Below are 12,119 nucleotides of genomic sequence, written 5' to 3'. Positions count from 1 at the left end.
CGCGGTCAGCCTCCCTGTACTGCCGTGAGGACTTCCACCCGGTCGCCCTCGCCGAGCAGCGTCGTGGCCCACTCGCCGCGCGGGACGACCTCCTCGTTGACGGCCGCGGCCACGCCCGAGGGGGCGGTGCTCAGGGTCGCGACCAGGGCGTCGAGGGCGACGGGGCCCGTCAGGACCCGGGGCTCGCCGTTCACGGACACGTTCATGCGGGCTGCTCCTGACGTACGGGGGAGAAACGGCGGGGGGTGAAGGGGCGCGCCTCGTCGGGGAGGGTGCCCGTGGTGAGCGCCTCGGCCATGACGTCGCCGGTGACGGGGGTGAGCAATACCCCGTTGCGGTAGTGGCCGGTGGCCAGGTGGAGGCCGGGCAGGGCGGTCGGTCCGAGGAGGGGGGCGTTGTCGGGGGAGCCCGGGCGCAGGCCCGCGCACGTCTCGGTGAGCGGCAGCTCGGTGAGACCGGGGACCAGCTCGTGGGCGTCGCGGAGGAGTTCGTACACCCCGCCCGCCGTCACCGTGGTGTCCCAGCCCAGTTCCTCGCTGGTGGCGCCGACGACGAGCTCGCCGTTCTCGCGGGGCACCAGGTAGACGTGGCTGCCGCGGACGACGGCCCGGACGGTGCGGGAGAGGAAGGGGGCGTACGGCGCGGGGACCCGGAGGCGCAGGACCTGGCCCTTCACGGGGCGGACCGGTGGCAGGACCTCGTCGGGGACGCCCGCGAGGCGGCCGCTGAGGCTGCCGGCGGCGAGCACGACCTGGTCGGCCGTCAGCTCCTCGCCGTCGGCGAGCACGGCACCGCGGGCCCGGTCGCGTACGACCGCCAGGCGTTCCGCGAGCGTGCGGTGGAAGACCACCCCGGCCCGCTCGCAGGCCGTCACGAGCGCGGCGGCCAGTCGGCGCGGGTCGACCTGGTGGTCGCCGTCGACCCGGAGTCCGCCGCGGACGCCGGGGGCCAGCATCGGTTCGAGGCGGCGGCACTCGCGGCCGCTGAGCCATTCGGAGACGAGCCCGCAGCGGGTCTGCAGGGCGTGCAGTTCGCGCAGGTGGGCCCGGTCGTCGGCGTCGAGGGCGACGGCGAGGGTGCCGCAGGCCCGGTAGCCGACGTCGTGGCCGGTGGCCTCCTCCAGTTCGGCGGCGAAGGCGGGGTAGCGGGCCGCGGAGGCGAGGTTGAGCCCGAGCAGGGTCTCCTCGCCGTAGTGGAGTTCGGTGACGGCGGCGAGCATGCCGGCCGCGACCCGGGCGGCCCCGCCGCCCGGGTCCGGGTCGACGACGGCGGTGCGCAGTCCGCGCTGCGCGGCTCGCCAGGCCGTGACCAGGCCGATGATGCCGCCTCCGACCACGAGGACGTCGGACACATGGACATCGGAAGAACGCATGGGCGTCCAGCCCCTCCCTTCGCCGGCATGACCCGGATCAGGTTCGTACGGTCGGAGGCCGTCCCAGCCTCCCTCTCAGCCCGGTGCGTCCGGACTCCCGCGAGTGCTTTACGCCCGCCAGACTAGCCCGCGTCTCCGGGGGGCCACAGACCCCTCCCTTCCTGACGGTCCGTCAGATGCGTAAGGTGGTCGGGTGAGCGAGCAGAAGCAGGCCCAGCAGCACGTGGTGATCGTCGGCGCCGGAATGGCGGGCGTCCAGACCGCCGTCGCCCTGCGCGAGCAGGGCTTCACCGGCCCCGTGACCCTCATCGGGGCCGAACCCCACCAGCCCTACGACCGGCCACCGCTCTCCAAGGCGATCCTCCTCGGCAAGGCCGAGGACTCCGCCTTCGAGATCGACTTCGAGGACCTCGACATCGAGCTCCGCCTCGGCCTGGACGTCACCGGCCTCCGCGCCGCCGACCACGAGATCGACACCGAGGCCGGCCCCGTCGCGTACGACACCCTGGTCGTCGCCACCGGGGCCCAGCCCGTCGTCCTGCCCGGCACCGAGGGCGTCCCCGGGGTCCACCTCCTCCGCACCCTGGACGACGCCGTGCGCCTCGGGCCCGTCCTGGAGCGCCGCCACTCCGTCGTGGTCGTCGGCGCCGGCTGGATCGGCGCCGAGTTCGCCACCGCCGCGCGCGAGGCGGGCTGCGCCGTCACCGTCGTCGAGGCCGCCGACCGTCCGCTCGCCGGAGCCCTGCCCGCCGAGGTCACCGCACCCATGGCCGAGTGGTACGGGGCGAACGGCGCCGAACTCCTCACCCACGCGCGCGTGGACACCGTCGAGCCCGGCGCACCGGGCCGCGTCGTCCTCGCCGACGGCCGCGAACTGCCCGCCGACGCCGTCGTCGTCGGCATCGGCGCCCGCCCCGCCACCGGCTGGCTCACCGGCTCCGGCATCGCCCTCGACCCGAGCGGCGCCGTCACCGCCGACGACCGGCTGCGCACCTCGCTGCCCGATGTGTACGCCGTCGGCGACTGCGCCTCCTTCCCCTCCGCCCGCTACGGCGAGCGGCTCCTCGTCCACCACTGGGACAACGCGCTCCAGGGCCCCCGCGCGGTCGCCGCGGCGATCACCGGGACCGCCGACGCGCCCTACGACCCGGTGCCGTACTTCTGGTCCGAGCAGTTCGGCCGCTTCGTCCAGTACGCGGGACACCACGCGGCCGCCGACGAGCTGCTGTGGCGCGGCGACCCGGCCGACGAGGCCTGGTCCGTGCTCTGGCTGCGCGCCGGAGTGCCGGTGGCCCTCCTCGCGGTCGGCCGCCCCCGCGACCTGGCCCAGGGCCGCAAGCTCATCGAGGCCGCCGTCCCCGTCGACCCGGAGCGCGCCGCGGACCCGGCCGTCCCCCTGAAGGCGGCAGTCCGGTAGGGCCCGGCTACCGGCTGTCAGTCCGGGATGGCAGGCTTGTCCTGTGACCGAGATTGACGCAAAGACCGATGCTCTCGTCCCCGCCTGGCTCTTCCTCCCCGACATCGCGGAGGCGCTCGACATCGAGGTGACGCGCGTGCGGCAGCTGGTCAAGGAGGGCCAGCTCATCGCCGTCCGCCGCGAAGTGCGCCCCGGCGAGAAGATCCTCCAGGTGCCCGCCGCCTTCATCGACGGCGACAAGATCGTCAAGGGCCTCGTCGGCACCCTGACGCTCCTGCGGGACGACGGCTTCACCGACGAAGAGATGCTGGAGTGGCTCTTCACTCCGGACCCGACCCTGCCCGGCACCCCCGCGCAGGCCCTGAGTGAGAATCGCGGCACGGAGGTGAAGCGCCGCGCCCAGGCGCTCGCCGTCTGACGCACGCACCACCGAAGACACCACCGCGGGTGCCGGGCCGGCTGATCGAGGCCGGCCCGGCACCGGCACCACCCGACGGGGGGAACACCCATGTCCACGCCTCGTGAGCGGCTCGCCGACGCCCGGCTCTACCTGTGCACCGACGCCCGGAAGCGCCAGGGCGACCTGCCGGCCTTCCTCGACGCCGTGCTCTCCTCCGGCGTGGACATCGTGCAGCTCCGCGACAAGGGCATGGAGGCCGGTGAGGAGCTGGAGCACCTCGCCGTCTTCGCCGAGGCCGCCCGCCGGCACGGCAAGCTCCTCGCGGTGAACGACCGGGCCGACGTCGCCCACGCCATCGGCTCCGACGTCCTCCACCTCGGCCAGGGCGACCTGCCCGTGCCCGCCGCCCGCGCGATCCTCGGCGAGGAGGTGCTGATCGGCCGTTCCTGCCACGCCGAGACCGAGGTCGCCGCGGCCGCCGCCGAGCCGGGCGTGGACTACTTCTGCACCGGCCCCTGCTGGCCCACCCCCACCAAGCCCGGGCGGTACGCGCCGGGGCTCGACCTCGTGCGGTACGCGGCGGGCCTGGCCCAGGACCGGCCCTGGTTCGCCATCGGCGGCATCGACGAGACCAACCTCGACGAGGTCCTGGACGCGGGCGCCCGCCGGATCGTCGTCGTCCGCGCCATCACCGAGGCCGCCGACCCGGCCGCCGCGACGGCCGCCCTCGCCAAGCGGGTCCGCGAGCGCGCCGAAGCCTGAGGAACGGGGACGCCCACCGGCGGCGCGTCCCGACAGTTGTCCGAAAAGTTGTCCAACACTCGGACGGTGTTCACGCGGTTCCCTGGACCCCGTCTAACCTGCCCGTATGGCCCTTGGTACCGCTTCCGTCCGATCGGACCGCGCACGCACCGTGCGCGAGATCCTCGCGTCCGGTGAGACGTCGTACTCCTTCGAGTTCTACGCGCCCCGGACCGAGAAGGGCGAGCAGGTCCTCTGGAACGCCATGCGCCGCGTCGAGGCGGTCGGCCCCAGCTTCGTCTCCGTGACCTACGGCGCCGGCGGCTCCACCCGCGGCGGCACCGTCAAGGCCACCCAGAAGATCGCCTCCGACACCACGCTCACCCCCGTCGCCCACCTCACGGCCGTCGACCACTCGGTCGCCGAGCTGAGGAACATCCTCGGCCAGTACGCCGACGTCGGCATCCGCAACATGCTCGCCGTCCGGGGCGACCCGCCGGGCGACCCGCTGGGCGAGTGGGTCGAGCACCCGGAGGGCGTGAAGTACGCCGCCGACCTCGTCCGGCTGATCAAGGAGTCGGGAGACTTCTGCGTCGGCGTCGCCGCCTTCCCGGAGATGCACCCCCGCTCCCTCGACTGGGACACGGACATCCGGCACTTCGTGGACAAGTGCCGCGCGGGCGCCGACTACGCGATCACCCAGATGTTCTTCGACCCGGAGAACTACCTGCGGCTCCGCGACAGCGTGGAGAAGGCGGGCTGCGAGACCCCGATCATCCCCGAGGTCATGCCCGTCGTGAACGTGAAGACGCTCGACCGGCTGCCCCAGCTGAGCAACGCCGTCTTCCCCGCGGATGTGAAAGAGCGCATCCTCGCCGTCAAGGACGATGCCGCCGCTGTACGCTCCATCGGTATCGAGTTCGCGACGGAGTTCTGCGCGCGTCTGCTCTCCGAGGGTGTCCCCGGACTGCACTTCATCACGCTCAACAGCTCCACCGCGACGCTCGAGATCTACGAGAATCTCGGACTGCACCAGCAGTCGTGACCGGTCGTACCCGCCCCTGACCCGCGGCGGTGACCGTGGAGAGGGGCGGCGGGGCATGGGGTGGACGGTCCTCTACATCGCGTTCGGCGTGGTCGCACTGTGGCTGCTGGGGGAGGTGCTCCTCCAGTACAAGGCGCGGCTGCGCTGGCGCCTGCTCGCCTTCGGCGGCTTCCTCGGCGTGGTCCTGGGCGTCCTGCTGCCCTCCGTCTTCGTCATCATCGCCGGGGCCCTCGCCTTCGCCGTCGGCCAGACCTATGTGACGCTCTCCTTCCGCCGCGGCTTCTCCACCGGCTGGGCGATCGGCGGCAGTCCGGGCGCGAGCCGCCGCCGCAAGGCCGCCGCGCCGGCCGAGGCCGGACCCACCCTCGAGGTCACCGAGCTCTCGTACGACACCGTGGACTCCGCGTACGACACGGAGGACGGGCACGACGCCCACCAGGAGACGGCCGCCGAGACGACGGCGGTCTACGAGCCGCAGCCGATGCCCGAGGACACCGGCCAGTACGGGGTCTACGAGACCGCCGGCCAGGGCACCGGAGCAGCCGGGTACGGGACGGGGTACGACCCCTACGCGTCCGCGTACCAGCAGCCCGGCTACGAGCAGACCTCCTACGAGCAGCCCGGCTACGAGCAGCAGCCGGCCTACGACTACGGCGCCGCCGCCGGACAGCAGCAGTACGCCGCGTACTCCGACCCGTACATCGGCCCGGGCACCGACGGCCAGCAGTACGGCTCGTACTACAACGACCCGTACGCCCCCTCGTACACCTACGACACCCCGCCCGGCGGCGTCTGGGTCCCGCAGCAGCGCGACACCGAGCACGCCCCGCAGCAGCCGCAGGCCCCGTACGGCTACGAGCAGCCGCACCCGGACGACCAGTACCGCTACTAGGCCCCTACCACCTACTGGGAGCCGCGGAAGTCCGCGCCCTCCACGATGAGTCCGGCCACCAGCGCGCCCGACATGCCCGCGTGGGCGAGCCCGCCGCCGGGGTGCGACCAGCCGCCCGCGTAGTACAGGCCGGGCAGCGGGGAACGGTTGGCGGCCGGAAGGAGCCTGCCGTTCGCTCCGGCGAGCGCGGGCCCCGGCACCTCGGCGGCGCCCGTCTCCCGCCGTACGTCCTCCGGCGTCCGGACGTGCCGCCAGAGGAGCCGCTCCGCGAGTCCCGGGACCGCCCGGCCGGACGCCTCGACCATCCGGTCGGCGAAGGCCTCCCAGTCCTGCCCGGAGTCCCTCCGCACGGTCGCCGTGACCGTCACCGACTCGTAGTCACCGTCCGGGCGCAGCGCCGGGTCGTCAGGACGCAGCACGGTCACCGTCGGCCGCCCGCCCTCCGCGTGCACGACGGTCCGGTGGACCGCGTCCGCCTCCCGGGCGCCGCGCAGGGCCAGACAGACCGTCACCCGGCCCGTCCCGTTCACCTGGTGGCGAGGCGGGGCCTGACCGTGGTGCAGCGCCGGGACCGGGGCCCCGGACACCACGTGGTCGGCCTCGACGGTCTCGCCGCTCGCCAGCCGGACCCCGGCCGCCCGGCCGTCCTTCTCCAGGACGTCCTCGACCGGTGTGCCGAACACGAACTCCACCCGCCGCTTCCGGCACCGCTCGTACACCGCGTCGGCGAGCGCCCGCAGGCCCCCGCCCACGTACCAGCTGCCGAAGGTCTGCTCCATGTACGGCAGGACGACCGCCGAGGCCGGGGCGGTCGCCGGGTCGAAGCCGTACGACCACGCGTACGCGTCGAGGAGGGCCGCGAGTCGAGGGTCGCGCAGCTCCCGCGCCCCGACCTGGGAGAGCGTCGTCGTCGGGCGGCGCAGCAGGCCCGCCTTCGGGGCCGGGTACGGCTCACGGGCGAGCGGCGCCGGGTCGGCCGGCTGCGGCTCCTCCAGGAGCGGGCGCCGGGTCCGGTCCCAGGCCTCGCGGGCCCGGGTCAGGAAGTCGCCCCAGCGCTCGCCCGCGCCCGCGCCGAGCGCCGCGTCCAGGGCGGCGACCGTGCCGGCCCGGGAGGCGTTCGGCAGGTCGACGCGGGTGCCGTCGGCGAAGACGTGACGGGCCGCCGGATCGACCTGCGTCAGCGCGACGCACTCCTCGAGGGGTTCCTTGCCGGTCTTCACGAACAGGTCGCGGTAGACGGCGGGCAGGTGCAGCAGCCCGGGGCCGGTGTCGAAAGCGAAGCCGTCGCGCTCGAAGCGGCCGACCGCGCCGCCGTACGTCGACGTCCTCTCGTACACCGTCACCGTGTGTCCGGCGACCGCCAGTCGGGCCGCCGCCGCCATGGCGCCGAGTCCCGCGCCGATCACCACAATCCGTGCCATGCGGACGAGCCTATCCGGCGCCTCCGACACCGCCGGAGGGCAGGCCGGGGCCGGTCAGAAGTGGTCCGAGCCGTCGTCCGGCGGGGCGTGGACCCGTGGGCGGGCCCCCGGGGCCCTCAGCCGTTTCTCCTCCCGCCGCTGGGACCGGCGCCGCCAGAAGCGGCGGATCTGCTGGGCCAGGAAGACCACTATCGCCAGGCCCGCCAGGAGCAGGGCGGCCGCGATGACCGCCGCCGCCACGGGATGGAAGACGGCGAAGGTGACGATCGCCGCCACCCCGAGGTCCTCCGCCAGGCTCAGCGCGATGTTCGAGAACGGCTCGGGCGAGGTGTTGACCGCCATCCTCGTCCCCGCCTTGACGAAGTGACTGAGCAAGGCCGTCGAACCGCCGACCGCACCCGCCGCCAGCTCCGGCAGCGAACCGTTCTGCCCGGCGAGCAGGGCGCCGACCACGGCCCCCGCGATCGGCCGGATCACCGTGTGGACGGAGTCCCATATCGAGTCGACGTACGGAATCTTGTCCGCCACCGCCTCGCACAGGAACAGCACGGCCGCCGCGACGAGGACATCGGTGCGCTGCAGGGACGCGGGCACCTCGTCGGTCAGCCCGGTCGCGCCGAAGACGCCGAACAGCAGGACCACCGCGTACGCGTTGATCCCGCTCGCCCAGCCGCTGGTGAACACCAGGGGGAGTACCGACACGCCCGCGATCGTAACCAGGACTGAGTATCCGTACCTAGAGGGCGAGATGAGTAGGTGCGCGGATGGGGCCGGCACCGGCGGGAGGAGAGAGTGGAGCCCACGGAAGGGGCGCGGCTCCGGTACCGCCGGCACGGGGCTGCGGAACGGGGCCGCGCACCTGCCGGCACGGGGGCGAAGGAAAGAAGCCGGTGCGGCGAGGCTCGGGGGGATCGAGCCTCACCGCACCGGCCTTTCGTGCGCCTGCCCCACTGGCCTTTCGTGCGTCTGCCGCACCGGTCTTTCGTGCGTCTGCCGCACCGGCCTCTCGTACGTGCTTCTCAGCGGCCGCCGACGCGGCCGTGCAGCAGGCGGGACAGCGCCGCGTGCACGTCGTCGAGCGAACGCTCGCTCTGGAAGGCCTGCCAGTCGAGCGCCGCCACGAGCACCATCCCGACCAGCGCCGACGCCGTCAGCTGTACGTCGATCTCGTCGCTCAGCTCACCGGCCGCCACGCCCTCGCGCAGGACGCCCTCCACCACCGCGACGGCTTCCTGACGGACCACCAGGAGGGTCGAGTTCCAGGCGCGTCCGGTGCGCCAGAGCTCGGCCACGTACAGCTGGGTGAAGGCCGGATAGCGGTCGATGAAGACGAGGCCCGCCCGGATCATCGCGTCCAGCGCGTCGACCCGGCTCCCGCCGCGCTCGGCGGTCTCCTCGGCCGCCGAGCGCAGGGAGGCGGCGAGCAGCGACACCCCGTGGCGCAGCAGCTCCTCGAAGAGCTCGGTCTTGCTCTTGAAGTTGTAGTAGACCGTGCCCTTGGCCACGCCGGCCCGCTCGGCGATCTCGTCGACCGTCGTCGCGGAGAAGCCCTGCTCCGCGATGAGGGTGACGGCCGCCTCGTAGAGCTTCGTGCGCGTGGCCCGGCGTCGGGTGCTGCTGCTGTCCATGGCGTCGATTCTCACAGGTTCAGAGCGACAGTTCGGGGTGGAGCCGGTCGAGCGTCCACACCTGCTTCTTGCGCGCCGAGACGGCGGTCAGGGCCAGGGCGCCGACGGTGAAGGCGGCCAGGACCGCGCAGGCCTGCCAGACCGGTCCGAGCCCGCCCCCGGTGATCAGCCGGCGCAGCGCCTCGACCACGTAGCTCATCGGCAGGAACGGGTGGACGGCGTTGAAGAAGGCCGGGCTGGTCTGGACGGGATACGTGCCGCCCGCCGAGGTCAGCTGGAGCATCAGGAACGCGAGCACCAGGATCCGGCCCGCCGCGCCGAAGCGGGCGTTGAGCCACTGGATGATCGCGGCGAAGCAGCAGGTGACCAGGGCGAGGAAGCCGATCGTGCCGGCGGCCCGGGTCATCTGGAGGCCGAGGCCCCAGTGCAGGACCGACATCAGGGCCGCGACCTGGAGGACGCCGATCGCCGCCACCGGGAGCCAGCCCGCGAGCGCGATCCGCCAGGCGGAGCCGCCCGCCGCGAGGGCGCGCCGGTTCAGCGGCTGGATGATCATGTACGCGACCATCGCGCCGACCCAGAGGGAGAGCGGGATGAAGTACGGGGCGAAACCGGTGCCGTAGTTCGGCGCCTTGTGCAGGGACTGGGAGGCCAGCTTCACCGGGTCGGCCATGACCTCCGTGCGCCGGTCGCGGTCCTGCCGGTCGTAGTCGGGGATCTGGTCGACGCCGTCCTTCAGGCCGGTGGCGAGGGTGCCCGAGCCGTCGGCCAGCTTGAACAGACCGCCGTCCAGGGCGCCCGCGCCCTTCTTCAGCTTGCCGACACCGGTGTCGAGGCTGACCGAACCGGTCTTCGCCGCGGTGATGCCGGTGTGCAGCTGGTCCGCGCCCGTCGCGACCTTCTGCGCGCCCGCGTTGAGCTGGTTGATCTTCCTGATGGCGTCCTCGACGTCCTCGTCGAGGTGCGGGGCGCGGGCGGCCAGCTCGTCGGCCTGCTTCTTGAGCTTGACCAGGCGCGCGTCCAGGGTCTTCAGGTCGTCGCTGTTGTCCTTGGTCAGCTCGTGTACGTCGTCGGCGATCGTGGCCACGTCGTCGGCGGTGACCGAGGCCTTCTTGAGCTTCTCGCAGATCTTCGGGTCGAGCGGGGGAGTGGTGGCGGGGGCGTCGACGCAGACCTCGCGGTGGAGCCGGGCGAGATCGTCGTCGGCCCGGTGGGCGGCGGTACGGACCTGGGGCGCGTGCTCCACCAGGTCGGCGAGGTTGTGGCGGGCGGCCGTGGCCGAGTCGGAGACGAGCCGGGCGGTGTCGCGGATCGACTTGCCGTTGTTCGCCAGGTACGGGCGGACCTTGTCCGCCGTGCCGTTCACCTTGTCGGCGAGGCTCTGCGTGCCGTTCGCGACCTTGCGGGAGCCGTTCTCCAGGTCCTTGGCGCCCTTGTCGAGCTTCTTCAGGCCGGAGGCCAGGTCGCCGCTGCCGGTCTTGGCGTCCGTCAGCCCGTCCGACAGGCTCTTGGAGCCCTTCTTCGCCTTGTCCACGCCCTGCTTGAGGTCGGCCGCGCCCTTGGCGGCCTTCGCGGTGGCGTCGTGGATGTCGGAGAAGGAGATGAAGATCTTGTCGAGGAAGCCGCGCGAGGACTTCGTGGAGGCCGCGCTGCGCACCTCGGCGAAGACCGTCCGGGAGATCGAGCCGACGATGTAGTTGTTGGCGTCGTTCGTCCGCACCTGGAGCGCGCCGGTCTCGGGGGAGTCGCCGGAGCTGGAGGCGATGCGGGAGCTGAAGTCGCCGGGCATGGTCAGGGACAGGTAGTACGTCCCGTCCTCCACGCCCGCGCGTGCCTCGGCGTCGCTCACCCGGTGCCACTCGAAGGTGTTGCTCTTCAGGAGGCCCTCGGTGATGTCGTCACCGGCGTGGATCTCCTTGCCGCCGGCGGTGGCGCCCCGGTCCTCGTTGACGAGGGCGACGGGGATCTTGTCGAGCCTGCTGTACGGGTCCCAGAACGAGTACAGGTACAGGGCGCCGTACAGCAGCGGCAGCAGCAGGATCGCGACGAGCGCGGCGCGCGGCAGCTTTCCCCTGCCGAAGCGCTTCAGCTCAAGCGCGGCCAGTTTCGGCGAGCGCATCGGCCGCCCCCTCCTCGGTCGTGGCGTCGGTGGTGTCGTCGGCGGCCGGCTCCCCGACGGCGGCCGTGGTGTCCTCGGCGGTGCCGCCCTCGGCGCCGGTCCCGGCGGGGGCGGTCTTCGCGATGCCGGTCTCGGCGGTCTCGGTCTTCGCGGGATCGGTCTTCGTGATGCCGGTCTTCGCGGGATCGGTCTTCGTGATGCTGGTCTTCGCGGGATCGGTCTTCGTGATGCTGGTCTTCGCGGGGCCGGTCTTCGTGATGCTGGTCTTCGCGGGGCCGGTCTTCGGGACGCCGGTCTCCGCGGGGTCGGTCTTCGCGGGGTCGGCCGGGGCCTCGGAGGCGGTGTCCGCGGTGGTCCCGCCTTCCAGCGTCGTGATGCGCAGGGCGTCCTCGGGGGCCTCGCTGCAGACGGCGAGCACCGTCGTCCCGGAGGCGGCCAGGGAGCGCAGCAGCGCCCAGGCCTCGGCGCGGTCGGCGTCCGAGAGCTTCAGGTCCGTGTCGTCCACGGCGAGCAGCCGGGGGCGCCCGATCAGGGCGAGGGCGATCGAGAGCCGGAGGGCCTCAAGGCGCTCCAGGTCCCGTACGGAGGTCCGCTCGCCCTTCGGCAGGGCGTCGAGGTCGAGGCCCGCGGCCGCCACGGCCTCGTCGATCCGGGTCCGGGCCGTCGCCGCGCGCTCGGCGGGGCGCCGCAGGAGCGCCCGTACGGAACCGTCGAAGCGGCGCTGGAGCAGGGCCCGCTCGCGCAGGTGCTCGGCGACCGTGAAGGCGGGGTCGAGCTCGCTGACGCCCGGGACCTGACCGAGCGCGCTGATCCGGCGCACGGCGGCCATCTTGCGGGGCAGCGGGAGGCCGCCGACCTCGGCGTTCCCCTCCTGGGTCTTCATCCGGCCGGTGAGCGCGAGCAGCAGACAGGTGCGGCCCGAGCCCGAAGGGCCCTCGATCGCCACCAGCGTGCCGGGCTCGGCCCGGAAGGAGACCTTCCGGAAGGCCCAGCCGCGCGGTCCCTTCAGTCCGAAGCCGTCCGCGACGACGGCGGCGCCGTGCGGCTGCTCCTCGGTTTCCGTGCCCACGGTCCCACCCCCCAT

The 12,119-nt window shown here is 73.3% G+C and carries 12 protein-coding genes and 1 riboswitch; of the genes, 5 read left to right on the top strand and 7 right to left on the bottom strand.

The window, feature by feature from the left end:
• Positions 1-5: 5 nt before the first annotated feature.
• Entirely contained in the window at positions 6-206 is a 201-nt protein-coding gene (gene thiS, locus SVTN_RS10250) for a sulfur carrier protein ThiS (RefSeq protein WP_041128805.1), read from the bottom strand.
• Positions 203-1,372 carry a glycine oxidase ThiO gene (gene thiO, locus SVTN_RS10245; protein WP_041128804.1) on the bottom strand — a complete coding sequence of 390 codons (1,170 nt, stop codon included), beginning with the start codon at positions 1,370-1,372 and terminating at the stop codon, positions 203-205. Before thiO ends, thiS begins: the two co-directional genes overlap by 4 nt.
• Positions 1,370-1,483, bottom strand: a riboswitch (TPP riboswitch). It overlaps the preceding gene by 3 nt.
• A gap of 133 nt (positions 1,484-1,616) precedes the next feature.
• Between thiO and SVTN_RS10240 the strand changes: the two genes are divergently transcribed.
• From SVTN_RS10240 to SVTN_RS10220, 5 genes are all read left to right on the top strand, one after another.
• A complete protein-coding gene (locus SVTN_RS10240; protein ID WP_425429045.1) occupies positions 1,617-2,789 on the top strand; it encodes an NAD(P)/FAD-dependent oxidoreductase in 1,173 nt (390 codons plus the stop codon).
• A 43-nt stretch (positions 2,790-2,832) separates the two neighbouring features.
• Positions 2,833-3,207 (top strand): Rv2175c family DNA-binding protein, encoded by a 375-nt coding sequence (locus SVTN_RS10235; RefSeq protein ID WP_041128802.1) that lies wholly within the window; start codon positions 2,833-2,835, stop codon positions 3,205-3,207.
• Positions 3,208-3,297: 90 nt separating this feature from the next.
• Positions 3,298-3,951, top strand: coding sequence for a thiamine phosphate synthase (gene thiE, locus SVTN_RS10230; protein WP_041128801.1), 654 nt, complete (start codon positions 3,298-3,300; stop codon positions 3,949-3,951).
• 106 nt (positions 3,952-4,057) lie between these two features.
• Positions 4,058-4,975, top strand: coding sequence for a methylenetetrahydrofolate reductase [NAD(P)H] (gene metF, locus SVTN_RS10225; protein WP_041128800.1), 918 nt, complete (start codon positions 4,058-4,060; stop codon positions 4,973-4,975).
• A 55-nt stretch (positions 4,976-5,030) separates the two neighbouring features.
• Positions 5,031-5,867 (top strand): hypothetical protein, encoded by an 837-nt coding sequence (locus SVTN_RS10220; protein ID WP_041128799.1) that lies wholly within the window; start codon positions 5,031-5,033, stop codon positions 5,865-5,867.
• 11 nt (positions 5,868-5,878) lie between these two features.
• Here the strand turns inward: SVTN_RS10220 and SVTN_RS10215 are convergent, their stop codons facing one another.
• The 5 genes from SVTN_RS10215 to SVTN_RS10195 all read right to left on the bottom strand — a co-directional run bounded on the left by SVTN_RS10215 (position 5,879) and on the right by SVTN_RS10195 (position 12,104).
• Positions 5,879-7,288, bottom strand: coding sequence for a phytoene desaturase family protein (locus tag SVTN_RS10215; RefSeq protein WP_078908279.1), 1,410 nt, complete (start codon positions 7,286-7,288; stop codon positions 5,879-5,881).
• 54 nt (positions 7,289-7,342) lie between these two features.
• Positions 7,343-7,990, bottom strand: coding sequence for a DUF4126 domain-containing protein (locus SVTN_RS10210; RefSeq protein ID WP_041128797.1), 648 nt, complete (start codon positions 7,988-7,990; stop codon positions 7,343-7,345).
• 317 nt (positions 7,991-8,307) lie between these two features.
• On the bottom strand, positions 8,308-8,916 hold the full coding sequence (locus tag SVTN_RS10205) for a TetR/AcrR family transcriptional regulator (RefSeq protein ID WP_041128796.1): 609 nt from the start codon (positions 8,914-8,916) through the stop codon (positions 8,308-8,310).
• A gap of 19 nt (positions 8,917-8,935) precedes the next feature.
• Positions 8,936-11,035, bottom strand: coding sequence for a YhgE/Pip family protein (locus SVTN_RS10200; protein ID WP_041128795.1), 2,100 nt, complete (start codon positions 11,033-11,035; stop codon positions 8,936-8,938).
• Entirely contained in the window at positions 11,007-12,104 is a 1,098-nt protein-coding gene (locus SVTN_RS10195; RefSeq protein WP_245727485.1) for an ATP-binding cassette domain-containing protein, read from the bottom strand. The genes SVTN_RS10200 and SVTN_RS10195 overlap by 29 nt, the downstream gene beginning before the upstream one ends.
• Between the last annotated feature and the right edge of the window lie 15 nt (positions 12,105-12,119).

Source organism: Streptomyces vietnamensis (genome assembly GCF_000830005.1).
Classification (GTDB): domain Bacteria; phylum Actinomycetota; class Actinomycetes; order Streptomycetales; family Streptomycetaceae; genus Streptomyces; species Streptomyces vietnamensis.
The sequence above is the reverse complement of the archived record's forward strand: the minus strand, read 5'-3'. Positions and strand labels throughout refer to the sequence as shown.

Bases quoted from the DNA above. Each gene is read 5' to 3' on its own strand.
- metF (WP_041128800.1), top strand. From the start codon at position 4,058: ATGGCCCTTGGTACCGCTTCCGTCCGATCGGACCGCGCACGCACCGTG.
- thiO (WP_041128804.1), bottom strand. From the start codon at position 1,372: ATGCGTTCTTCCGATGTCCATGTGTCCGACGTCCTCGTGGTCGGAGGC.
- thiS (WP_041128805.1), bottom strand. From the start codon at position 206: ATGAACGTGTCCGTGAACGGCGAGCCCCGGGTCCTGACGGGCCCCGTC.
- SVTN_RS10205 (WP_041128796.1), bottom strand. From the start codon at position 8,916: ATGGACAGCAGCAGCACCCGACGCCGGGCCACGCGCACGAAGCTCTAC.
- SVTN_RS10220 (WP_041128799.1), top strand. From the start codon at position 5,031: ATGGGGTGGACGGTCCTCTACATCGCGTTCGGCGTGGTCGCACTGTGG.
- thiE (WP_041128801.1), top strand. From the start codon at position 3,298: ATGTCCACGCCTCGTGAGCGGCTCGCCGACGCCCGGCTCTACCTGTGC.
- SVTN_RS10215 (WP_078908279.1), bottom strand. From the start codon at position 7,288: ATGGCACGGATTGTGGTGATCGGCGCGGGACTCGGCGCCATGGCGGCG.
- SVTN_RS10200 (WP_041128795.1), bottom strand. From the start codon at position 11,035: ATGCGCTCGCCGAAACTGGCCGCGCTTGAGCTGAAGCGCTTCGGCAGG.
- SVTN_RS10240 (WP_425429045.1), top strand. From the start codon at position 1,617: ATGGCGGGCGTCCAGACCGCCGTCGCCCTGCGCGAGCAGGGCTTCACC.